Origin of the sequence: Streptomyces sp. AHA2, assembly GCF_036857595.1 — a bacterium.
Classification (GTDB): domain Bacteria; phylum Actinomycetota; class Actinomycetes; order Streptomycetales; family Streptomycetaceae; genus Streptomyces.
The window spans coordinates 205,125-226,765 of the sequence record NZ_JAUQWJ010000011.1 but is presented as its reverse complement, the minus strand read 5'-3'; the positions used below and the strand labels follow the sequence as shown (position 1 = coordinate 226,765).

Here is a 21,641-nt window from a genome sequence, read left to right as displayed (position 1 = left end):
CTGCCCGACCGGGCGATTCCGGCCGCCTCCGGCGGGAAAGCCGCATAAGCTCACGCGCACAGGTCGAGGGCCGGGGAGGGACCGCGATGCGACGGGGCAGTTCCGGGTACGAGCAGCCGCTGGACGCCATGACCGGGATGCCGCCGGGGTGGAGGGTGCGCGGTACGGGCGGCTGAGCACGCCCGTACCGACCGTCAGAACCAGGGTGCGCGCTGTGCTGACTGCGGCGCGTGCCGTCCGACCGGCGCTCGCGGCTGTCCGAACAGGGCGCATGCCGTCCGACTGCCGTGCGCCTCGCCCCGTTTGCCCGGCCTGCGCCCGACGTCGTCGGCTCTCGCCCGGCCCGGATCGTTACTTCGTCGCAAGGAAGTGTTCGTGAGCGCAATCGGCTCCGGCGGAAGGGTGCAGCCGGCTCGTCCGGGCGACCCGTCCCGCATCGGCCCCTACCGGATCATCGGCCGTCTCGGCGCGGGCGGCATGGGCACCGTCCACGCCGGCGTCGCCCCCGACGGGCTGCGCGTCGCGGTGAAGGTGATCCACCCGGAGCAGGCCCAGGACCCGGAGTTCAGGGCCCGTCTCCGGCGGGAGGTGGAACTGTCCTCCCGCGTCGCCGGACCGCACGTGGTCCCCCTGCTGGGGGCCGATCCGGACGCACCGACGCCGTGGCTGGCGACCGCCTACGTTCCGGGACCGACGCTGACCCAGTACATCCACGCGCGGGGACCGCTCACGGACGGCGGCCCGTACGCGTTCGCGGCCGCCACCGCACGGGCGCTCGCCGCCGTCCACGCCGTGGGCGTGGTGCACCGTGACGTGAAGCCGCAGAACGTGCTGCTCACACCCGCCGGCCCCCGGCTGCTGGACTTCGGTGTCGCGCACGCCGCGGACGGAACCAGCGTCACCCGGACGGGGATCATGACCGGCACCCCCGGCTGGATCAGCCCCGAGCAGTACCGCCAGGGCGGCGCGGGTCCGGCCGGTGACGTGTTCGCGTGGGGGGCGTTGGTGGCCTACGCGGCCACCGGGCGGCTGCCTTTCGGGGCCGGCGCACCCGATGTGGTGGCCTTCCGGGTCATGTCCGGCGAGGCCGACCTCGACGGAGTCCCCGAACCGCTGCGCCGGGTCGTGGTGAAGGCGCTGGCCCAGGAGCCCGGTGACCGGCCCACGGCGGCCGAGGTCGCCGAGGAGTGTGCGGGACTGCTGGCCTCTCAGGTCACCCAGGCGGCGGGCACGGGCGCGGCTCAGGCGACCGGCGACATGATCACGGCGGCGTGGGAGATACCCGCCGTCGAGGACTCCACCTGGCCGGTCGCGTCGGACCGGAGCCGGTCACGGAAGCGGGTGGTGGCCACCGTCGCCCTCGCGGCGGGCCTGGTCGGCGGCCTGGCCGGAGGAGTCGCGGCGCTGCTGCCCGGCGACACCGGCGGTGGCCGTCACGCCGCCTCGTCCGCCGCGTCGGCCTCGCCGCTGACGACGGCCGGATCCGGGCGGGCCACGGCCGGCACCGCGCAGGGGAACGGCAAGGCGGCGCAGCGGGACGGGAGCACCGGCTCGGCCAGTGCGGCGAGCTGGAACCGGGCGCGAGCAGCCGAGGGCGCGGCGGAGCACGACGTGGCGCGCGCGGTGCTGCACGACCAGGGCGTCCGGGCGCAGCAGCTGGGCGACGGCGTCGACGTCGCTCCGGGGGCCGTGCGCTTCCACGCGTCGCGCCGCGAGGTGTATCTCTCGTACCGGCTGTCCTCCGACGGGCGGGGGACGCTCCGCGCGGAGACGGAGATCGCCAGGTCGATGTGCCTGACACTGCGCGACGTCGTCGTGCGGCAGCACCCGGAGCTGCCGTACCGGACGTACGTCATGGTCGAGGAGGAGCAGGGCCGCGAGCCGCGGGTGACCCGGCAGGACGGCTTCACCGGGACGGACTGCCCGTCGGCCGCCGGCGGCGGGACGGGCGGGGGCGGCGGTGACGGTGGGCAGGAGTGGCGGCCGGGCGAGGAGGGGCTGGGGCAGGCGATGATCCCCAGCACCGACAGCGCGGAGATCCGGGTCGCGGACGCCACCGCCAAGAAGATCATTTCGGGGACCAACGGGATGCGCGGGACGCTCGGTACGGACCGGGTGCTGGGCCACGACCACATCAAGGTGGGCTTCGACCCCGGGAACTCGGCGATGTACGTCTGGTCCGAGTACCTGCAGTGGAACCAGGGGCAGGTCGAGTCCTGGGCGGCGCTGGCCGCCGGGGAGGCGTGCCGGGCCCTGGTGAGCGAACGGGAACGGGCGGGGGGCGCGTGGCCGTACTCCCGCTACGCCGTCGCCGAGATCGGCGGATCCGGATACCTGATGGTCCGCTGGGGCACGGCCACCACACGGGGCGACTGCCCGGCCTGAGCGGGCGCCTCGTTCAGAGGTGGCGGACGAGGGCCGCCGCGACGGGCTCCCCCGTGCGCGCGGCGTGGGTCAGGCGCTCGCGCACCTCCCTCGGCGTGCGGGGGCGGTAGCCCGGGCCGCCGCAGCAGCTCTTGTGGAAGCGGACGCCGGCGTGCAGCAGCACGGAGAGCGTGCGCCAGGCCGCGGTGTCCCTGCGGCGGGGCGGGGCGAAGGCGGAGCCCACGTGGACGAGGAGCCGAGCGCAGCGCGGGCAGACCCGCTCCCTGTCCCGGTCGTGGGGCTGCTTGTACGACGCCCGGCACGGGAGGCAGACGTAGGAGGTCTTCGCGTGGCCCATGACGGCAGCCTAACCAGGGAGAACGTCGCCCTGCGACTCCTTTTCGAACAAGGTGTTCGGTCCGGGAGGCGAGGGGCACCCGTGGGTCCTCACGGAGGGAGTCCGACATGGCGGACGACGACTTCTACACGCGTGACCGTCCGGACGACGCGGCGCTGCCGGAGGACCGCCCCCGCGGCGGTGGGCCCGAGGACGCCGAGGGCCGAAGCGGGGGCGGGCGGGGCAAGCCGGTATGGATGATCATCCTGCTCGTCGCCTTGGTGGTGATTCTGCTGGCGCTGTTCATGCCGTGAACCGCGGACCGGGCGCGGGTCGTACGGGTCGCGGCCCGGGGCCGACGGGAGCCTCGCCGGGACGGATCCCGGGTCACCCGGGCGGCGCGACCGCGTCCCGGTCCCCCGGGCCGACCGGGCGGCCGTCGACCCAGGTCTGCACGACGTCGATCCCGCCGATGCGTGAGGTGTCGACGCGGTACGGGTCGTCGCCGAGGACGGCCAGGTCGGCGCGCTTGCCCGGGGTGAGGCTGCCCAGAGTGTCCTCCCAGTGGCAGGCACGGGCCCCGGCGACGGTGTAGGCGTGCAGGGCCTGGTCGAGGGTGATGCCCTCGTCCGGCCCGATGAGCCGGCCGGACGTGGAGGCCCGTTCGATCATGAACTGGACGGCCCGCAGCGGGGAGCCGTCGGCGACGGGCCGGTCGGAACTGCCCACGAGGGGGATGCCGTGGTCCAGGAACGCCCTTCCCCGGTAGAGCCAGGGGGCCCGCTCCTCGCCCATGATCGTGGCGTAGTCGTCGCCGAAGTACCGCAGGAAGGCCGGCTGCACGACGGCCGTGACGCCCAGTCGCGCCAAGCGCGGCAGCTGGTCGGGGCGGATCAGCCCGGCGTGCTCGATGCGGTGACGGGCCCCGGGGCGGGGGCGGAGCCGCTGGGCGCGTTCGATGGCGTCCAGGGCCAGGTCGGCGGCGCGGTCGCCGATCGCGTGCACGGCGAGCTGCCAGCCGGCGAGGTGCCCGTCGACGACGAGTTTCGTGAGGGCCTCCGGGTCGTCCTGCAACTGGCCGGTGTGGTCGAGCCCTTGGTACGGGGCGGTCAGCGCGGCCGTACGGGCCATCATGCCGCCGTCGGTGTAGATCTTCAGGGCGCCGACGCCGAGCCGGTCGTCGCCGAAGCCGGTGCGCAGGCCGAGGTCGACGGCGGCGGGGATGCCGTCGTCCTCGTGCGCGGCGACGGGGCGCAACCGGTCGGCGGACACCATGAGCTGCACGCGCAGCGGCAACAGGCCCTCGTCGCGGGCCCGTTGGTAGGCGCCGAGTTCCACGGGACTGTGGCCGAACAGGGTGCCGCCGATGCCTGCTTCGGCGCACGCGGTGATGCCCTCGGCCAGGCAGGTGCGGGCGGCACGGCCGATCGCCTCGGCCAGGTCCCGCTGGGAGTGGGGCAGGCGCAGGGCGCGGGCGGCACCCATGGCCTGTTCCGCGAGGAATCCGTTGTCGTGCGGGACGCCGGCGGGCAGCAGGTCCAGCACCGCGCTGTTGACGACGCAGCCGTGCCCGGAGTCGTGCAGCAGGTAGAGCCTGCGCCCGTCGCTGACCCGGTCGAGCTCGGCGGCCGTCAGGTGACGGCCCAGGGCCCGCTGGTCGTAGCCGGCGATGCTCACCCAGTCGCCGGGCCCCCGGCTGCGGGCCACCGCCTCGGTCACGACGGCGAGCACGTCGTCGACACGGGTGCGGCCGGCGATGCTCGGGGTGGTCTGCTTGAACCCGGTCCAGGCCAGGTGCACATGGGCGTCGACGAAGCCGGGCAGGACCGTGGCGCCCTGCAGGTCGATCACCTCACGGGCGGGCAGGGCGGTCACGGCCTCGTCGAGGCCCACGATCCGGCCTCGCCAGACCCCCAGGTCGTGGGCGACCGGGTGGTCCGGATCCATGGTGAGGAAACGGGCGTTGGTCAGCCGGGTGCAGAGCACGGGAGCGCTCAGGCGTCCTGGGACGCGGCGAGGGAGCGGGGGCGCAGGTCCGTCCAGTGGGTCTCGACGTATGCGAGGCAGGCCTCTCGGGTGTTCTCGGCGAAGGCGACCGTCCACCCTCCGGGCACCTCGGCGAAGGCGGGCCACAGGGAGTGCTGGCCCTCGTCGTTGACCAGGACCAGGAAGCGGCCTTCGGTGTCGTCGAAGGGGTTGGTGCTCATGCGCGGATACCTCCTCGATGGGGCCAACATTAGGTTAGGCTCGCCTAATTGACGGAGCCTAGCCTTTGCCCTTCCGGCTCACAAGGAGACGTTCATGCGCGTGGCCGCGGCCGACAGGGAGGACGCCTTCGCCGCGTTCGGGTTGCCGGGCGCGCCCGGCAGTGCCGCGTTCTGGGCCGCCGCGGGTGCGCCTGCGGCGGTGCCGGACGGGGACGGCGGCTGGGTGACCCTCTTCCTGTGGCGCGGATCCGGGCCGGTGATCGTGGAGTTCGAGAGCTGGGCGGACCCGGTCCCGCTGGAGCGGTGGGAGGGCTCGGACTGCTGGTACGCCGAGGTGCCGATGCCGGCGCGGCTGCGGGTGACCTACCGGTTCGTGACGCCGGACGCGTCGTACGCCGACCCCCTCAACCCCGCCGGGGCGGGGGGTGAACGGTCCCTCGCGGCCACGCCGGACGCTCCGGCACAGCCGCACTGGCCCGTCGTCGGGTCCGGCGACGTGTTGCCGTTGCCGCGTGCGCGGGTGCGCTGGGCGAGCGAGCGGCTCGGGGGCCGGCGCACCGTGCGGATCCATCCGGCGGGCGGGGGCGGGCCGTTGGTGCTGCTGCTCGACGGGGACGACTGGCTGCATCTGCACCCGGCCGTGACCGCGTTCGACTCGGCCGTGGCGGCCGGTGAGATGCCGCCGGTCACCCTGGTCTTCCTGCCGGCCAGGGACCGGGCGGCCGAGTTCGGGTGCCGGTCCGAGCTGTGGGAGGCGGTGCGCGACGAGCTGCTGCCGCTGGTCGCGGAGTCGGGTGTGCCGGCCGAGGCGGGCCGGCTGGTGGTCGCCGGGCAGAGTCTCGGCGGGCTGAGCGCGCTCCACGCGGCTCTGGAATACCCCGAGTTGGTGTCGCGCGTCGCCTGTCAGTCCGGGTCGTTCTGGTGGACGGCCGACGCGTCACGGCGGGACGATCCGCTGGACGGGCCGGTGGGCGGCGCCCTCGCCGAGCGGTTGCGGCGGGGTGCGGATCTGTCCGGACTGCGGGTGGCGTTCGACGTCGGGGAGCACGAGAGACGGATGCTGCCCCACTGCGCGGTGGTGGAGGACCTGGCCGCGCGGGCCGGGGCGACCGTGCGGGTGTCCCGGTCCCCGGCGGGGCACGACCGGGCCGGATGGCGGCACGCGCTGCTCAGGGACGTCGGCTGGGCCCTCGGTGAGTGAGTCGCCGCCGCTCCCGCGGCGCCCTGGCCGGCAGTCCGCCGCACGAGCGGTCAGCGTGCCACCGCCGCGCGGTAGTCCGGGTCGTTCGCCAGCAGGTTGCGGTGGGTGTCCTCCGCCGCGACGGCTCCTCCGTCCAGCACCAGCACCCGGTCCGCCGCGTCCAGGAACGCCGGGCTGCTGGTGATGACGATCGTGGTACGCCCCCTGCGCAGCTCGGACACGTTGCGGGCGACGAGCTGCTCCGTGACCGCGTCCACCGCCGTCGTCGGGTCGTGCAGTACGAGGACCTCGGTGTCGGCGGCCAACGCGCGGGCCAGGGACAGGCGTTGGCGCTGGCCGCCGGAGAGGTTGGCGCCCCGGTCGCGGACGGGGTGGTCGAGGCCCTCGGGGTGCAGGGCGACGACGTCGGTGAGCAGCGAGGCCGCGACGGCCTCCGGGACCGTGCCGCTGGTGCCCGAGGGATCGATGTTGGTGCGCAGGGTGCCGGCGAAGATCTCACCGTCGTAGGGGTTCACCAGCAGGTGCGCGCGGACGGCCTCGACGGACAGCTCCGCCAGGTCCTGCCCGCCGATGCGGACCGTCCCCTCGTAGGCGGTGGGCGGGACGCCGACGGCCAGGACGGCGGCGAGATCGGCCGCGGCGCGCGGCTGGTAGGGAGCGATGGCGACGAACTCGCCCGCCTTCACCTTGAAGGTGAGGCCGTCGAGGGTGCCGTGGCGCACGCCGTCGACCTCCAAACCGCCGCCCGGGGCCGGGTGACCGGTGCCGCCGGTCATGACCGGCGGCGCCGCCAGGACCAGCGCCATGCGCTCGGCCGAAGCCCGCGCGATCATCACGTACTTGGGCATCTCCGAGAACAGCTTCAGCGGCTCCATGATGAACTGCGCGAGGCCGACGGCCATGACGAGTTCCCCGATGGTGATGTGTCCCTCGAAGGCCAGCAGACCGGCCGTCAGGGTGACGGCTCCGGCGAGGACCGCGTTGAGGGCCAGCGCGATACCCGCGTAGGCGCCGTTCACCTTGGCGACGGTGATCGACTGCTGCCGCGCCTCAGCGCTGACCTTCCGGTAGGACCGGAACGCGGCGTGGTTGCCGCCGAAGCCGTGCAGCGGGCGCAGGCCCGTGATCAGGTCGGCGACCTTGGCCCCTGCCCGGGCCACGCGTGCCTGCTGTTCCTGGGTGCTGGAGCCGATGCGCCGGGACATCACGCTGAGGATCGACAGGATGGCCACGGTCCCCACGATCACCAGCAGGCCCAGCCGCAGGTCGGCCAGCCCCAGTGCGACCGACGCGACGAGCACCGCGACGAGCGAGCTGACCAGCAGCGGCACCACCTCGATGATGTCGGCGGTCTGGTCGGCGTCCTCGGTGGCGATGGTGAGCACCTCGCCCGCTCTCAGGTCGACGTCGCGCGCCACCGGCTGCAGCCCGCAGGCGGCGACCTGCACCCGCCAGCGGTGCGCCTCGGTCGTGTTGGCCTTCTGCAGGATCCGCATGCCGAACCGCCACGACAGCGACACCGTCGTGATGATCACGGCCAGGGCGCCGATCGACAGCGCGAGCGCGCCGAGGCCGCGACCGCCGCGCATGGTGTGCTCGACGATCAGGCCGAGCGCGATGGGGAAGGCCGTCTCACCGGCCTGGTACAGGCCCATGAGGAGGGTGCCCCAGGTCATCGCGCCGAGGTTGCGGCGCAGGGCGGTGCGCAGGATGGCGGCCCCGTGGCGGGGCCGCTGCGGGTCAGTGGTCATCGAGGTGGTGGGCAATCGCTTCCGGGGTGCGCAGGGTGAACAGATCGCGGATGGTGATCACGGGACCGTACTCGCGGCGGAGCAGCCCGGCCAGCCGCACCGCCAGCATGGAGTGTCCGCCCAGGGACACGAAGTCGCTCACCGCGCTCACCTCGTCGTCGTCCAGGTCCAGTGCCTCGGCGAACATCTCGCACACCACCGTCTCGGTCGCGGTCCGCGGGCCCCGCTCCCCCGCGGTGGTCAGGGCGCCCAGCGGCTTGGCATCCGGGAGGGCCCTGGTGTCGGCCTTCCCGTTCACCGTGAGCGGTATGGCGTCCACCCGGGCGTAGTGGGTGGGGCGCAGGAAGTCGGGCAGGGCGGCGCCCACCTCGGCGGCGACCTCCGCGAGCCCGGCCCCGTCCAGCACCAGGTAGGCGGCCAGGCGGTGGGCGCCGTCGACCTGCGGGTCGGGCTGGGCGACGGCCGCCACGAAGCGCACCGCCGGGTGGTCCGCGAACGCGGCCTCGACCTCGCCGAGTTCGACCCGGTGGCCGCGGATCTTGACCTGCTGGTCGGTGCGGCCGAGGTACACGAGGTTGCCGTCGGGCCGGCGTACCACCAGGTCGCCGGTGCGGTACATGCGCTCCCCGGGCGCCGCGAAGGGGCAGGCGACGAAGCGGTGCGCGGTCTGGCCGGGCTGGCCCAGGTAGCCGCGCGCGATGCCGACGCCCGACACGTACAGCTCGCCGGGCACCCCGTCGGGCAGGGGCCGCAGCCACGGGTCGAGGACGTACACGTCGGTGTTGTCGATGGGGACGCCCACCACGGGGTCCGCGCACTCGAAGGTGCCGACGCCGAGGGTGTTGATGGTGTACTCGGTGGGTCCGTACAGGTTGTAGCCGACCGTGCCCTCGGTCTGTGCCAGGCGCTGCCACAGGGCCGGGGTGACGGCCTCACCGCCGAGCAGCACCAGCGCCGGCCGCCGGCCCGGGTCGTCCAGCAGCCCCTCGGCCACGAGTTGCTGCGCGTACGTCGGGGTCACGTTGACGACGTCGATGCCGTGCTCCAGGCAGTAGGCGACCAGCCGCGGCGCGTCGCGGCGCAACTCCTCGTCGCAGATGTGCACTTCGTGTCCGTCGGCCAGCCACAGCAGCTCTTCCCAGGACATGTCGAAGGCGAACGACACGGTGTGCGCGACGCGGAAGACCCGGTGGCCGTGCCGGGCCAGCACCGGCTCGAAGATGCGGCGCCGGTGGTTGACCAGCATGTTGGTCAGGCCCGCGTACTCGGTGACCACGCCCTTGGGCCTGCCGGTCGAGCCGGAGGTGTAGATGGTGTAGGCGGGGTGCCGCAGCCGGCCGGGGTCGTGCGGGGCGAACGTCGTGTACGGCTCGGCCTCGGGAAGCGGCCGGTCCAGTGCGATCAGGTCGCCGGTCAGCCGGTGCGCGACCGCGCTCACGGTGAGGATCACCTCGGGCCGGGCGTCGCCGAGGATGGCGGTGATCCGCTCGTCCGGGTGGTCGAGTTCCAGCGGCACGTAGGCGGCGCCGGTGCGCAGGACGGCGAACAGCGCCACGATCGAGTCGAGGGAGCGCGGGATCGCGAGCCCGACGGTGGTCTCGGGCCCGATGCCGCGCGCGACGAGCACTCCGGCGACCTCGCGGCTGCGGTCGCGGAGGTCGGCGAACGTCATCGTGGAACCGTGGGCGACGAGGGCCACCCGGCCGGGGGTCCGGTCGGCGGCGCGGTCGAACCGGTCGACGACGGTGTCCGTGCCGATGCCGGTCCGCTCCCCCGCGCCGGGTGCCGGTGCCAGACCCGGCAGGGCGCCCACCGGGCCGGTCGCGCGGGTCAGGTTCGCCAGGACGCTCAGGTAGTCGTCGAGGAGGAGGCGGGCACCGGCCGTGTCGCCGTCGCGGTACTCCAGCTTGACGGTGAGCCGGTCGCCGGGCGTGACCACCCAGGTGAACGGGTAGTGGGTGGAGTCGTCGGCGCGTACCGAGGTGATGCCGTGCCGGGTGTTCATCTCGGCGAACGCGTCCATGTCCAGGAAGTTCTGCAGCACGAACAGGTTGTCGAAGAGGGTGTCGTGCCCGCCGGCCCGCTGGATCTCGCCGAGTCCCAGGTGCTCGTGCTCCATCGCCTCGACACGGGCCGCCTGCACGGCCGTCAGGTACGCCCGGACGGAGTCGTCCGGGCGGGCCCGGGTCCACATCGGCACCGTGTTGAGCAGCACCCCGACCATGCCGGACAGCCCCTCGCCCTCGCGGCCGGAGACCGTGACGCCGAACACGGCGTCACCGCGGCCCGTGCGGGCGCCGAGCAGCAGGCCGAACGCGCCGGTCAGCACCGAGTTCAGGGTGACGCCGTGGGTCCTGGCCGCCTCCCGGACGAGATCGGACTGCTCGGCGGTGAGCGTGTGCACCAGGGCCTTCGGCAGGTCGTCCGGCAAGGAGGGCGCCGGTCCGGCCAGCAGGGTCGGGCCGGGCAGAGCGGACAGGTGGTCCGCCCAGAAGCGCGTCGAGGGTCCCGGGTCCCTGGCGGCGAGCGCCCGGGCGTACTCCTCGAAGCCGGGCACGGCCGGTGCCGGGTCGAGGGGCCGGCCCGCGAGGACGGCGCGGTAGGCGTCGAACAGGTCCCGCAGGACGATCTCGCGGGACCAGCCGTCCCACAGGATCAGGTGGTAGCTCAGCAGCAGGCCGTCGCGGTCGCCGGGCAGGCGCACGAGGGTCATCCGGACCAGCGGCGGCTCGCCCGGGTCGAACCCGGTCGCGCGGTCCCGGGCGCGCAGGTCGTCGGCCTCCGCCTGCGTGGCGAGCTCGACCGTGCGGACGTCCACCCGTCGGCCGGCCCTGAGGACCTGGACCGGGTTGCCGTCGTCGTCGGTGGTGAACCCGGCGCCCACCACCGGGTGCCGTGCGATCACGTACGCCATCGCCTCGGCCAGCGCGCCGGAATCCAGGCGCCGGTCGAAGGTGAACCAGTTCTGTGCCACGTAGTGCCCGGCCGGACCGGCCAGCTGGGCCTGGAAGTACAGGCCGCGCTGGAGCGGGGTGACCGGCGCGGTGCGCTCGGCGGTCACGGCGGCTTCCGCGACGTTGCGCAGGGCGTCGCGGAAGTGCTCGGTGATCTCGTCCGGCACGCCGTCGGCCAGGACGAACTCGGCGAGCAGGCTGCCGGTGCCGTCGTCGGTCCAGGCGTTCACCTCGACGGCGTACGGGCTCGGCTGCTCGCCCGGGGTCAGGTGCGGGGCCCGGGACTCGCCGCTCCGGCCCAGGTAGTTGAACAGCACCTGCGGCCGGCCGGTGAGCAGCGGCGCGGTCTGCGGGTTGAGGTACCTGAGCCGCCCGTAGGCGAGGTGCCCGGACTCGTCCGGCTGGCGCGCGGCCAGTTCGCGGGCGGCGGCGACGGGGTCGGTGTGCGGGGTGAGCCGGACGGGCGCGACGGCGGTGAACCAGCCGACGGTACGGCTGTAGTCGTGCCGCGGGAGCACCGGGACCCGGCCGTGCCGCTCCAGGTCGACGGCGAGGTCGGTGGGCTCGGGCTGGACGCGGGTCAGTGCGGCGCGCAGGGCTCCGCACAACAGCTCGGTGAGGCCGACGCCGAGCGCGGCGGGGGCGGTCCGGGTGAGGTGGTCGCTGACGTCGGGGGCGACGACGACCGTCGTCTCGCGCAGCGGCCCGCCGCGGGGCAGGGGCTCGGGCGCCCGCAGGGTGCCCACCCAGTGGTCCAGGGTGTCGGTGTCGGTGGCCGACCGGAGGGTGAGGGCCTCGGCGTACTCGGCGTAGGAGGTGGTCGGCGGGGCCAGGGGCTCGCCGCGCAGGGCCGCCGCGAGGTCGTCGAGCAGGATCAGCCAGGAGACCGCGTCGACGGCGAGGTGGTGCACGGTCACGACCAGGGTCCTGCTCGCCTCCAGCCACGCGAAGGCGATCAGGTCCCCGGTTGCGGGGTCGAGCCGCCCGGCCGCCTCGTCGGCGACGGCCGTCGCGTCGGTGGTGTCCGGGCGCGCCACGGTGACGGGGCGGGCCGGGCCGGTGCGCAGGGTCCACACGCCGTGTGCGGTACCGAGGCGCAGCCGGAGGGCCGGGTGCGCGGCGACGACGGCACGGGCGGCCCGGACGGCGTCGGCGTGCCCGGTGCCTTCGGGTGCCCGCAGGGTGCGGGCCTGGGCGAACCGGCGCAGGGATCCGCCGAGTTCGCGCTGGCGGAGGATGATCGGGGTGGGGGGCAGCGGACCGTCCTCGCGGTGGACCGCATCGGGGGCGCGGCTGACGGCTGCGCTGCTCCGCAGATGCCCGGCCAGGGCGCGGGGCGTCCTGAGGAGGAAGACGTCCCGGGGAGCGACCGGCAGACCCGAGGCCCGGGCCCGGTTGACGACGGTGATGGCGACGATGCTGTCGCCTCCGGCGCGGAAGAAGTCGGTGTCGGGGGTGACGTCGGCGCCGGGCAGGGCCCCGGCGAAGATGTCCACGAGTGCGGTGACGGCCGCGTCCTCGTCCACGGCCGTTGCGTGGCCTGCCGGGTCGCTGCCGGGGCCGGCGAGGGCGCGTTCGGTCAGGGCCCGGCGGTCCAGCTTGCCGTTGACCGTCAGGGGCAGGGCGTCGATCGGGAGCACCCGGCGCGGGACCATGTGGGCGGGCAGCCTCTTCGCCAGCCGGTCCTCGAGGTCGTCCGGCACCCGGCCGACCACGTGCGCGACCAGGTGGTCACCGGCCGCCGACACCGTCACGGCCGCGTCCCGCACGCCGTCGACGTCCCTGATGGCGGCCTCCACCTCGCCCGACTCGATGCGGAAGCCCTTGAGTTGCACCTGGTCGTCGGCGCGTCCGGTGAAGCGCAGTTCGCCGTCGAGGGTGCGGACCGCGAGGTCGCCCGTGTGGTACATGCGGGAGCCGTCGGCCGCGAAGGGGTCCGCGACGAAGCGTCCGGCGGTGAGCCCGGGCCTGCCCAGGTAGCCGAGGGACAGCTGGTCGCCGGCGACGTAGATGGCGCCCACGCGGCCGGGCGGGACGGGCCGGAGCCGGTCGTCGAGGAGGTGGGTGACCAGGCCGGGGATCGGGCCGCCGATCGGGCTCACCCCGCTCTTCTCGGTGAAGTCCTCCTCGCGCAGCACCCGGTGGGTGACGTGGACGGTGGTCTCGGTGATGCCGTACATGTTGACCAGCTCCGGCGAGGCCGTGCCGTGCCGCTCCACCCAGCCGCGCAGCCGGCCGAGGCCCAGGGCCTCGCCGCCGAACACGATGCGGCGCAGCGCGGGCAGCGGTTCGCCGGCCAGCCGGTCGGCCTCGGCGAACTGGTGGAAGGCGGACGGGGTCTGGTTCAGCACGGTCACGCCACGTTCGCGGACCAGCCGGTGGAAGTCGACCGGCGAGCGGGTCAACGCATGGTCGGGGAGGAGCAGTTCGCCGCCGTGGACCAGGGCGCCCCACAGCTCCCAGACGGCGAAGTCGAAGGAGAAGGAGTGGAACTGGACCCAGACGTCGTCCGGGCCGAAGTCCATGTCCGGCCGGGTGCGGGCGAGCAGCGTGACCACGCTGGAGTGCGGGACGACGACCCCCTTGGGCCGGCCGGTCGACCCGGACGTGTAGATCACGTACGCGGGGTCGCGCCAGTCCGGCGCGGGCCCGGGCGCGGTGCCGGCGGCCGGGGGCGTCTCGCCCTGTACCAGGACGCGCGCCGGTACCCCCGTCCCGGACAGGAGGGTCGTGACCCGGTCCCGGTGCTCACGGTCGACCAGGACGACCTGCGGGGCGGCGTCGGTGAGGATGTACTCCAGCCGCTCGTCCGGGTAGGCCACGTCCAGCGGTACATAGGCCCCGCCGGCGGCGACGGTCGCGACCAGGGCGACGACCTGCTCGACCGAACGCGGGACGGCGACGGCCACCCGCTTGCCCGGTCCGACCCCGGCGGCGCGCAGGGATGCCGCCAACTCGTCTTTCATACGCGCGAGTTCGCCGTAGGTGACGGTTCGCGTGCCGCCGTCGAGGCCGCACTGGGTGACGGCGGTCGCGTCCGGGTCGCGGCGGGCCGCTGCGTCGAAGAGGGCGTCCAGGGTGGCCGGGGCGACCGGGGCGGGCCGTCGGCCGCCTTCCCGCGTTAGACGGTGGGCCGGGGCGTCCGGGCGGGTGAGCAGGCCGGTCAGTGTCCTGGTGAAGGTGTGCAGGAGCGAGCGGGCCGTGGCCTCTCGCAGGAACGCGCCGTCGTACACCAGGTTGAAGCGGGGGCGGCCGTCGGGGGCGCGCTCGGCCACGAGGGTGAGCGGGTAGTGCGGGGCGCCCTCGTTGACGACCTCGGTGATGGTCAGCGTGTCACCGGGGCGCCGCAGGGCGGTCACGTCCGTGGCGACGTCGAAGACCACGAGCGTGTCGAAGAGGGGGCCGGTGCCGGCCTGGCGGCCGATCCCGGCCAGGGAGACGTGCTGGTGGGGCAGGACGCGGGCCTGGTGGTCGCGCACCGCGGCGAGCAGTTCGCCCGCCGTGGTGCTCCGCGTCCAACGCGCGCGCACCGGCACGGTGTTGATGAACAGGCCGACCATGTCCCGGATGCCGGGCAGGTCGGCGTCGCGGCCGGACACCGTGGAGCCGAAGACCACGTCGTCGCGGTGCAGCACGCCGCCCAGCGTGAGCGCCCAGGCAGTGTGCACGGCCACGCTCAGCGGGACACCGGCCTCGCGGACGGCGGTGTCGAGGTCGTCCCGGGGGTGCACGGCCGTGTCGGCGAACCGGTCGGAGGGGGTGTGGCCCTCGGCGACCAGGGAGGGTCCGGGCAGCCCGGCCAGTTCCCCGCGCCAGACCCGGTCGCTCTCCTCGGCGTCGCGGCGGGCGAGCCAGTGCACGTAGTCGGCGAAGCCGCCGGCCGGGTGCACGGTCCCCGGCGCGTGGTACTCGGCCAGCAGCGCGCGCAGCATCGGCGGGACGGACCAGCCGTCGGCCACGATGTGGTGGACGGTCTGCACCAGGACGCTGCGGCGCTCTCCGGTCCGGACCAGGGTGTAACGCATCAGCGGGCCGGTGGCCAGGTCGAAGCCGGCGCGGCGGTCGCGCTCGGCGAGGTCGCGTATCTCCTCGTCGCTGATGCCGGGGCGGTCGATCGTGGTGAAGGGCGCCGGCACGCCGTCGTCCAGTACCGACACCACCCGGCCGTCGGCGAGCGGGGTGAAGCGGGCGGCCAGGTTGGGGAAGAGCGTGAGCAGCCGGGTCGCCGCCGTGGCGAGCCGGTCCGCGTCCACCTCGCCGTCCAGGGTGAGCAGTTGCTGCTCGACGTAGGCCCCGGCGGAGTCGTCGTCGAAGACGGAGTGGAAGTACAGGCCCTCCTGCAGTGGTGTGAGCGGCAGGACGTCCCGCAGGGCCGGTCCGTCCAGGGCGTCCACGTCGGCCTGGGTGAGCGGCACCAGGGGGAAGTCGCTGGGAGTGTGCCCGCCCCGGTCGAGGGCGGCGAGTCCGGTCAGGGCCGTGCGGAAGCAGCCGCCGAGGGCGGTGATGTCCGCGTCGGTGAACATGCCCTCGGGCCAGGAGACGGTGGTGACCAGTTCGTATCCGCCGGAGGCGGCGGGTTCGGCGATGGCGTTGAACTCCAGGGCGCGCGGCAGGCGCATCCGCGGGTCACGCTTCTCGCCCAGGTGCCCGGTGGTGCCCGCGAGTTGCCAGTCGCCGGGAGCTCCCGCGGCGAAGCGGCCGAGGTAGTTGAACAGCACCTGCGGGGCGGGGGTGTCGAACTCCACGTCGGCGAGGTAGCGCAGGGCGCCGTAGGAGACGCCGTGGTCGGGCACCCGGGCGAGGTCCTCCTTGACGGCCTTGAGGGCGGCGGTCAGGTAGGCGGGATCGGTGAAGTCGGCTGCCGGGCCGGGGTCGACGACGACCGGGAAGAGGGTGGTGAACCAGCCGACGGTCCGGGACAGGTCCGGCTCGAACCCGGCCGATCCGGCGGCGAACTGCGGTTCGCGGCCGTGGCCTTCGAGCTCGACGTGGGCGAACGTCTGGTCCTGGCCGAGGTCGCGGCGCCACCGGGCCAGGGCCACGGCGAGGGCGGTGAGCAGCACGTCGTTGACGCCGGCGTGGAACTTCGCGGGGATCTCGCCCAGCAGCGCGGCGGTGACCTCGGGGCCCACGGTGACGGTGCGCAGGCGCTCGCGGGCGACGGTGTCGGCGGCGGACAGGGGGCGCCGGCCCAGCGGCAGGTCCTCGCCCGGCAGCGGGCGCCGGAAGTAGGAGCTGTCCGCGTCGAACGCGGCGCGTTCCAGCAGGTGGGTCCAGCGGCGGAACGAGGTGCCCTCCGGGGGCAGTTCGACGGGGACGCCCGAGCTGTACCGGCGCCAGGCCGTGGCCAGGTCGTCCATCAGCACCCGCCACGAGACACCGTCGATCACCACGTGGTGGGCGACGAGCACGAGCTGGCGGGCCGCGCGGCGCAGGACGGCGCTCAGCATGACGCCGTCCGAGGGGTCCAGGCCCTCGGTGGCGAGGGCGACGCAGGCGTCGAGCGGCAGGTCGCTCTCGCGCCACCGGGCCCTGCCGCGGCCGGCATCGGGGATGTCGAAACTCCAGCGCCCGGCCCGCACCAGGCGGGCGCGCAGCATGGGGTGCGCGTCCAGGAGGGCGGTGAGCATCGCGTCGAGGGCGTCCGGGGTCAGCTCGGCGGGGGTGTTCAGCACGACCGACTGGACGAACCCGTCGACGGCGTCGGTGGTCTCGCCGAGCCACTGCACGACGGGCGCGCCCACGACGGTGCCGGTGGCGACGTCGGCGTGGTCCACGGCCCGGCCGTCCTCCCGGCCGGCGACCGCCGCGAGCGCTCCCGCCGTGGGGTGCGTGAAGATCTGCCGTGCCGTGACGTGCAGACCCCGTTCGCGCAGGGCGCTCAGCAGGGAGATGGCGAGGATGCTGTCGCCGCCGAGCTGGAAGAAGTCCTGGTCGACGCCGACCTCGTCGAGGCGCAGCACCTCCGCGACGGCGGCGCACACGGTGCGCTCGTCGTCCGTGGCGGGCCGTGCGAGGGAACCGGTGCCGGCGGCGGGCTCGGGCAGGGCGTTGCGGTCGAGCTTGCCGTTGGCGGTGAGCGGGAACTCCTCCAGCACGACGACCTGGGCGGGCACCATGTAGGCGACCATGTGCGCGGTGGCCCAGGCCTTGACCTCCTCCGCCCGCAGGTCCTCCCTCCCGGCGGCGGGGATGACGTAGCCGACGAGGTACGTGCCGCCCGCCGCGTTCTTCCGCGCGACGACGCAGGTGTGCCGGACGGCGGGGTGTTCGGCGAGGCCGATCTCGACGTCCTCGATCTCCAGCCGCATGCCGCGGATCTTGATCTGGTTGTCGGCGCGGCCGAGGAAGTCCAGGGAGCCGTCCGGGGCGAAGCGGGCCAGGTCTCCGGTGCGGTAGAGGCGGGAGCCGTCGTCCGCGAAGGGGTTGGCGACGAACCGGGAGGCCGTCAGGCCGGGTGCGCCCACGTACCCGCGGCCGAGGAGGAACCCGCCGACGTACAGTTCGCCGCCGACGCCGACCGGGACGGGGCGCAGTTCCTCGTCCAGGACGTACAGCTGGGTGTTGGGGTTGGCCCTGCCGATGGAGGTCGACAGGCGTTCGGCGGCGCCCCGGTAGACGACGTGGGAGACGCCGATGGTCGTCTCCGCCGGTCCGTATCCGTGGTACATGGGGATGTCGAGCCTGGTGCGGAACCGCTCGTACAGCTCGGGGGTGAGGACCTCGCCGCCGCACCACACGTGCCGCAGGCTGTCCAGGCTCCCGGAGTCGCCGGCCATCTCCAGCAGCACGTCCAGCATGGACGACACCAGGTAGGTGAAGGTGACGCGCTGTTCGGCGATGACGGCCAGCAGGTGCTGGGGGTCGCGTTCGCCGCCGGGCCGCAGGACGACGAGCCGGCCGCCGCAGACCAGGGGCAGGAAGATCTCGTTGATGGAGATGTCGAAGGACAGCGGCGCCTTGAACAGGGAGGCGTCGTCGGGTCCGAACCCGAGGATCTCGTTCACCTGCCACAGCAGGCGCTCGCTGATGGCCTCGTGCCGGATCATCGCGCCCTTGGGACGCCCGGTCGAGCCGGAGGTGAAGATGACGTAGGCCAGGGCGTCGCCGGGGACGGTGACGCCGGTGCCGTCCTCGGGGTACGCGCCGTACCGCCAGTGGCCGAGGTCGACGGCGACGGCCTCCGGTTCGGCCGGGTCGTGCTCGCCGGAGGCGTTGAGCTGCAGGACGACGCGGGCGTCCTCGACGACGACGGCCCGGCGCGCTGCCGGCCACTGCGGATCGAGCGGGACGAAGGCGCACCCGGCCTGGAGGACGGCGAGCAGCCCGACCACCATGTCCGCGGAGCGGTCCAGCGAGACGCCGACGACCTGCTCGGGCCGCAGCCCGCGCTCCAGCAGGTGATGGGCCAACTGAGAGGCGCGCGCCGCTGCCTGGCGATAGGTCAGGGAACGGTGCTCGTCCACGATGGCGAGCGCGTCCGGTCTGGCCCGCGCCTGGGTGCGGAACATCTCCACGATGGAGGGGCGGTCCCGGTCGGCCCGGTTGTCGTTCCACTGGGCGAGGGTGGCGAGCCGGTCCGCCACCCGGGACGGGCCGACGGTGCCCAGCGGCCGGTCGGGGAAGTCGGCGAGGTCGTCCAGGGCGAGCTGCGCTTCGGCCGTGTCGACGCCGTCGGGCAGGGTGATGCCGAGGCCGTCCGGGGTGACGTCCCAACCGGCGGTCACCGCACCGCCGTTGTCGACCCAGCCGAGGACGTCGGCGAAGAGGGTGCCGGGTGCGAGGTCGAGACCCTCCGGGCTGCGGCCGGTCGCCCAGTAGGCCAGGGAGATCGCGCAGGCCTCGGCGACGGTCCGGTCCGGGTAGTCACCGATCCGGCGGCGGACGCCGGCCAGACCCGGGGAGGAAAGACGTGCGAGACGAGCGCGCGATTGCATCATGCGTGACTACCCTCTCTCCAGGCCCGCCACAGCCGTGCGTACCGGCCGCCCCGAGCCACCAGTTCCTCGTGCGTGCCCTGTTCCACGACGCGTCCCGCGTCCAGCACGGCGATCCGGTCCGCGGCCATGGCCTGGGAGAGCCGGTGCGCCACGAACAGCGTGGTCCGGCCCTCGCACGCGGCCTGCACGGCCCGTTCCAGCTCCGCGGCGCCCTCGCTGCCGGCCTCCGCGGTCGACTCGTCGAGCACCACGACGGGGGCCCGGCCCAGTACCAGCCGGGCCAGGGCGATCTGGGCGACCTTCGTGACGTCCAGCCGCTCGCCGCCCTCGCCGACCGGCGTGTACAGCCCTTCGGGCAGGGCCTCGACCCACTCGCCGGCCCCCACCGTGCGCAGGGCGTCGGCCAGTTCGGCGTCGCTCGCGCCGGGCGCGGACAGCCGCAGGTCGTCGGCGAGCGGACCGGAGAAGACGTGGGTCTCCTGGGTCAGGATGCTGACCAGGGCCCGCGCCCCGGCCTCGTCCAGGCCGGCGAGGTCCCTGGTGCCGACGCGCACCGCACCGGCCTGCGGGGTGCCGATGCCGGCGATCAGCGCGGCCAGGGTCGTCTTGCCGGCGCCGGTGGCCCCCACCAGGGCCAGCGAACTCCCGGCCGGAATGGTGAGGTTCACGTCCCGCAGCACCGGCTCGGCGGAGCCCGGATAGCGGAACGTCAGCCCCTCCACCGTCACCGGGTACGCCCCGGGCTCCGCCACGGCGACGGAGTCGTCACCGACCAGCCGCTGGCCGGAGGACTCCCCCAGCACCCCGACCAGGCGGGTCAGGCTCGCACCCGACTTCTGCGCCTCGTCGAAGGTGAACATGATGGCGCCGAGCGGGGTGAACAGCCGGTGGAACAGCAGGGGGGCCGCGGACACCTCGCCCAGGGTGGCGGCACCGGCCTCCAGCAGGGCGTAGCCGACCACGAGGATCAGGACCAGCCCGATGAACTCGGCGCGGTTCTCGCGGCCGACGAACCGTCCGAAGAACCGGAACACGTCGATGCCGAGGTTGCGCACGCGCCACGACTCGTCGGTGACCTTCTGCCGGAAGGCGCCTTCCAGGCGGTACGCCCGGACCGTGTCGATGCCGTTCAGGCCGCTGATGAAGGCCTGGGCGCGGTCGGCCTGGGCGATGCGCTGCCGGCGGTACAGGGGCGCGGACCGGGGCAGGTACCAGCGCAGGGCGAGCGCGTAGGCGGGCAGGGCGCCCGCCCCGGCCAGGCCGAGACGCCAGTCCAGCCCGAACATGCCGAGGGTGGCGATGACCACCAGCACACCCGCCGAGAACACCGTGGGGACGGCGGTGCGGATGCCTTTGGAGATCACCGCCACGTCGTCACCGACCCGGGAGAGCACATCGCCCCGGCCGACGTGTTCCACGCGTGCGCTCGGCATGCCGAGGACCGCGCGGACGGCGCCCTCGCGCAGGCGCGCGAGGAGGTCGGCGCCCAGCCGGCCGATGAGGTAGGTCGACACGGCGGTGGCCGCGGCGCCGAGCAGCGCGGCGGCACCGATCAGGAGGCCGACGGTGACGAGGACGGACCGGTCCTCGCCCGCGACGACCCCGTCGACCACGCGGCCGAGCAGGAGCACCGGCAGGACCTGGAGCGCCGCCCCCGCGACCGTGGTGAGCACGGTCGCGGCGGTCAGCCAGGGTGTCTGGCGGCAGTGCGCCGCCACCCAGCGGCCGGCTTCCCGGCCGGTCGTCGTGCGCAGGGTCGCCGGGGCGACGCGCGTGGCGGTGGCGCTCACTCCTGCTCGACCGACTCGACGAGTTCGTCGATCGCGTACGGCATCGACAGCAGGGTGCTCTGCGAGATGGCCGCCCCGACCGCGGACCCCTCGCTGTCCGGCAGATAGGAGACGTCGCCCTTCCGCACGGCGTCCAGGTTGGCGAACAGCTCGAACTCCTTGAGCGCCTCGGTGTCGGCCTTGTCGTTGATGACGAAGAGGTGGTCGACGTCGACGAGGTCGACGCGCTCGGGCGAGAGCTGTGTGGAGAAGCTGCCGCCGGCGATCTCGTCGATCCCCTTCCGGTAGTCGAAACCGATGCCCGTGACGAGCCGGCCGCGCACGTCGGTGGAGGTGAAGGGCGCGATCGAGTCCTTGTACCAGGACAGTGCGACGGCCGTCCTGCCGCGGAACTCGGGGTGCCGCTCCTTGGCCTCCTCCAGGCGGCTGTCGATGGCGTCGATCTTCTTGCGGCCTTCCCCGGCCTTGCCGAGGGCCTTGGCGATGTGCAGGGCGTTGTCCTGCCAGGGGGCGCTGAAGGGCTCCTTCTCGCCCTTGGTGCGGGCGAGGGTCGGGGCGATCCGGGAGAGCTTGCCGTAGGCGGCCCGGTCGATCTCGGAGTAGACCGCGACGATCAGGTCGGGCCGCAGGGCGGCGATCTTCTCGTAGTCGGGCCCGGAGTCCCCGTTCTCCATGACGACCTCGGGCTTCGTGTCGCCCCACTCGTCCTTCACCCACGGCCACTGGGTGTTGATGTCGGGGCTCCTGCCGGGCGGGTTGGGGTACTGGTCGACCATCCCGACGGGCTTGATGCCGAAGGCGAGGACGGTCTGGTCGTCGGTGTAGCCGACGGAGACGACCCGCTGCGGCGCCTTCTCCACCTCGGTGGTGCCGAACGCGTGCTCGACGGTGACCGGGAACGCCCCGGGAGCCGCGGCCCGGGTGCCGCCACCGCCGGCCGTGTCGTCGGTGCCGGATCCGCAGCCTGCGAGGAGGGCGAGACCGAGGGCCACGGCCGGCAGCCGCCACCGCCTCCGGGCGTTCGTTCGGTGGAGGAGCATTCAAGTCCCCTTGCTCTAGCGCCGGTTCGCCGCGCCCTCGGCTCAAGGGCAGGCAAA

The 21,641-nt window shown here is 74.2% G+C and carries 10 protein-coding genes; 3 read left to right on the top strand and 7 right to left on the bottom strand.

Annotated elements, in window-relative coordinates:
- Positions 1–375 precede the first annotated feature (375 nt).
- Positions 376–2,385: a serine/threonine-protein kinase gene (locus Q5694_RS23170; protein ID WP_333935147.1), complete on the top strand. Its 2,010-nt coding sequence runs from the start codon at positions 376–378 to the stop codon at positions 2,383–2,385.
- 13 nt (positions 2,386–2,398) lie between these two features.
- Here the strand turns inward: Q5694_RS23170 and Q5694_RS23165 are convergent, their stop codons facing one another.
- On the bottom strand, positions 2,399–2,722 hold the full coding sequence (locus tag Q5694_RS23165) for a deoxyxylulose-5-phosphate synthase (protein ID WP_333935146.1): 324 nt from the start codon (positions 2,720–2,722) through the stop codon (positions 2,399–2,401).
- A gap of 107 nt (positions 2,723–2,829) precedes the next feature.
- Here Q5694_RS23165 and Q5694_RS23160 point away from each other — a divergent pair, with 107 nt between their 5' ends.
- Positions 2,830–3,015 carry a hypothetical protein gene (locus tag Q5694_RS23160; RefSeq protein ID WP_333935145.1) on the top strand — a complete coding sequence of 62 codons (186 nt, stop codon included), beginning with the start codon at positions 2,830–2,832 and terminating at the stop codon, positions 3,013–3,015.
- A 73-nt stretch (positions 3,016–3,088) separates the two neighbouring features.
- On the opposite strand, the gene Q5694_RS23155 is transcribed toward Q5694_RS23160, so the two are convergent.
- Together Q5694_RS23155 and Q5694_RS23150 are read right to left on the bottom strand one after the other, a co-directional pair.
- On the bottom strand, positions 3,089–4,687 hold the full coding sequence (locus tag Q5694_RS23155; protein WP_333935144.1) for an amidohydrolase: 1,599 nt from the start codon (positions 4,685–4,687) through the stop codon (positions 3,089–3,091).
- Between the two features lie 8 nt (positions 4,688–4,695).
- A complete protein-coding gene (locus tag Q5694_RS23150) occupies positions 4,696–4,908 on the bottom strand; it encodes an MbtH family protein (RefSeq protein WP_333935143.1) in 213 nt (70 codons plus the stop codon).
- Between the two features lie 94 nt (positions 4,909–5,002).
- Here Q5694_RS23150 and Q5694_RS23145 point away from each other — a divergent pair, with 94 nt between their 5' ends.
- Complete coding sequence (locus Q5694_RS23145) at positions 5,003–6,109, top strand: alpha/beta hydrolase-fold protein (protein ID WP_333935142.1); 1,107 nt, start codon at positions 5,003–5,005, stop codon at positions 6,107–6,109.
- 50 nt (positions 6,110–6,159) lie between these two features.
- Here Q5694_RS23145 and Q5694_RS23140 read toward each other — a convergent pair whose 3' ends face one another.
- The 4 genes from Q5694_RS23140 to Q5694_RS23125 are packed head-to-tail and all read right to left on the bottom strand — an operon-like array spanning position 6,160 to position 21,584.
- Positions 6,160–7,860 (bottom strand): ABC transporter ATP-binding protein, encoded by a 1,701-nt coding sequence (locus Q5694_RS23140; RefSeq protein ID WP_333935141.1) that lies wholly within the window; start codon positions 7,858–7,860, stop codon positions 6,160–6,162.
- The gene (locus Q5694_RS23135) at positions 7,850–18,754 is read right to left on the bottom strand and encodes a non-ribosomal peptide synthetase (protein WP_333935140.1); all 10,905 of its coding nucleotides are present in this window, start codon (positions 18,752–18,754) and stop codon (positions 7,850–7,852) included. Before Q5694_RS23135 ends, Q5694_RS23140 begins: the two co-directional genes overlap by 11 nt.
- Positions 18,751–20,544: an ABC transporter ATP-binding protein gene (locus Q5694_RS23130; RefSeq protein ID WP_333935139.1), complete on the bottom strand. Its 1,794-nt coding sequence runs from the start codon at positions 20,542–20,544 to the stop codon at positions 18,751–18,753. Before Q5694_RS23130 ends, Q5694_RS23135 begins: the two co-directional genes overlap by 4 nt.
- Positions 20,541–21,584 (bottom strand): iron-siderophore ABC transporter substrate-binding protein, encoded by a 1,044-nt coding sequence (locus Q5694_RS23125; protein ID WP_333935138.1) that lies wholly within the window; start codon positions 21,582–21,584, stop codon positions 20,541–20,543. Before Q5694_RS23125 ends, Q5694_RS23130 begins: the two co-directional genes overlap by 4 nt.
- Positions 21,585–21,641 lie beyond the last annotated feature (57 nt).

Bases quoted from the DNA above. Each gene is read 5' to 3' on its own strand.
- Q5694_RS23145 (WP_333935142.1), top strand. From the start codon at position 5,003: ATGCGCGTGGCCGCGGCCGACAGGGAGGACGCCTTCGCCGCGTTCGGG.
- Q5694_RS23160 (WP_333935145.1), top strand. From the start codon at position 2,830: ATGGCGGACGACGACTTCTACACGCGTGACCGTCCGGACGACGCGGCG.
- Q5694_RS23140 (WP_333935141.1), bottom strand. From the start codon at position 7,860: ATGACCACTGACCCGCAGCGGCCCCGCCACGGGGCCGCCATCCTGCGC.
- Q5694_RS23135 (WP_333935140.1), bottom strand. From the start codon at position 18,754: ATGATGCAATCGCGCGCTCGTCTCGCACGTCTTTCCTCCCCGGGTCTG.
- Q5694_RS23165 (WP_333935146.1), bottom strand. From the start codon at position 2,722: ATGGGCCACGCGAAGACCTCCTACGTCTGCCTCCCGTGCCGGGCGTCG.
- Q5694_RS23125 (WP_333935138.1), bottom strand. From the start codon at position 21,584: ATGCTCCTCCACCGAACGAACGCCCGGAGGCGGTGGCGGCTGCCGGCC.
- Q5694_RS23150 (WP_333935143.1), bottom strand. From the start codon at position 4,908: ATGAGCACCAACCCCTTCGACGACACCGAAGGCCGCTTCCTGGTCCTG.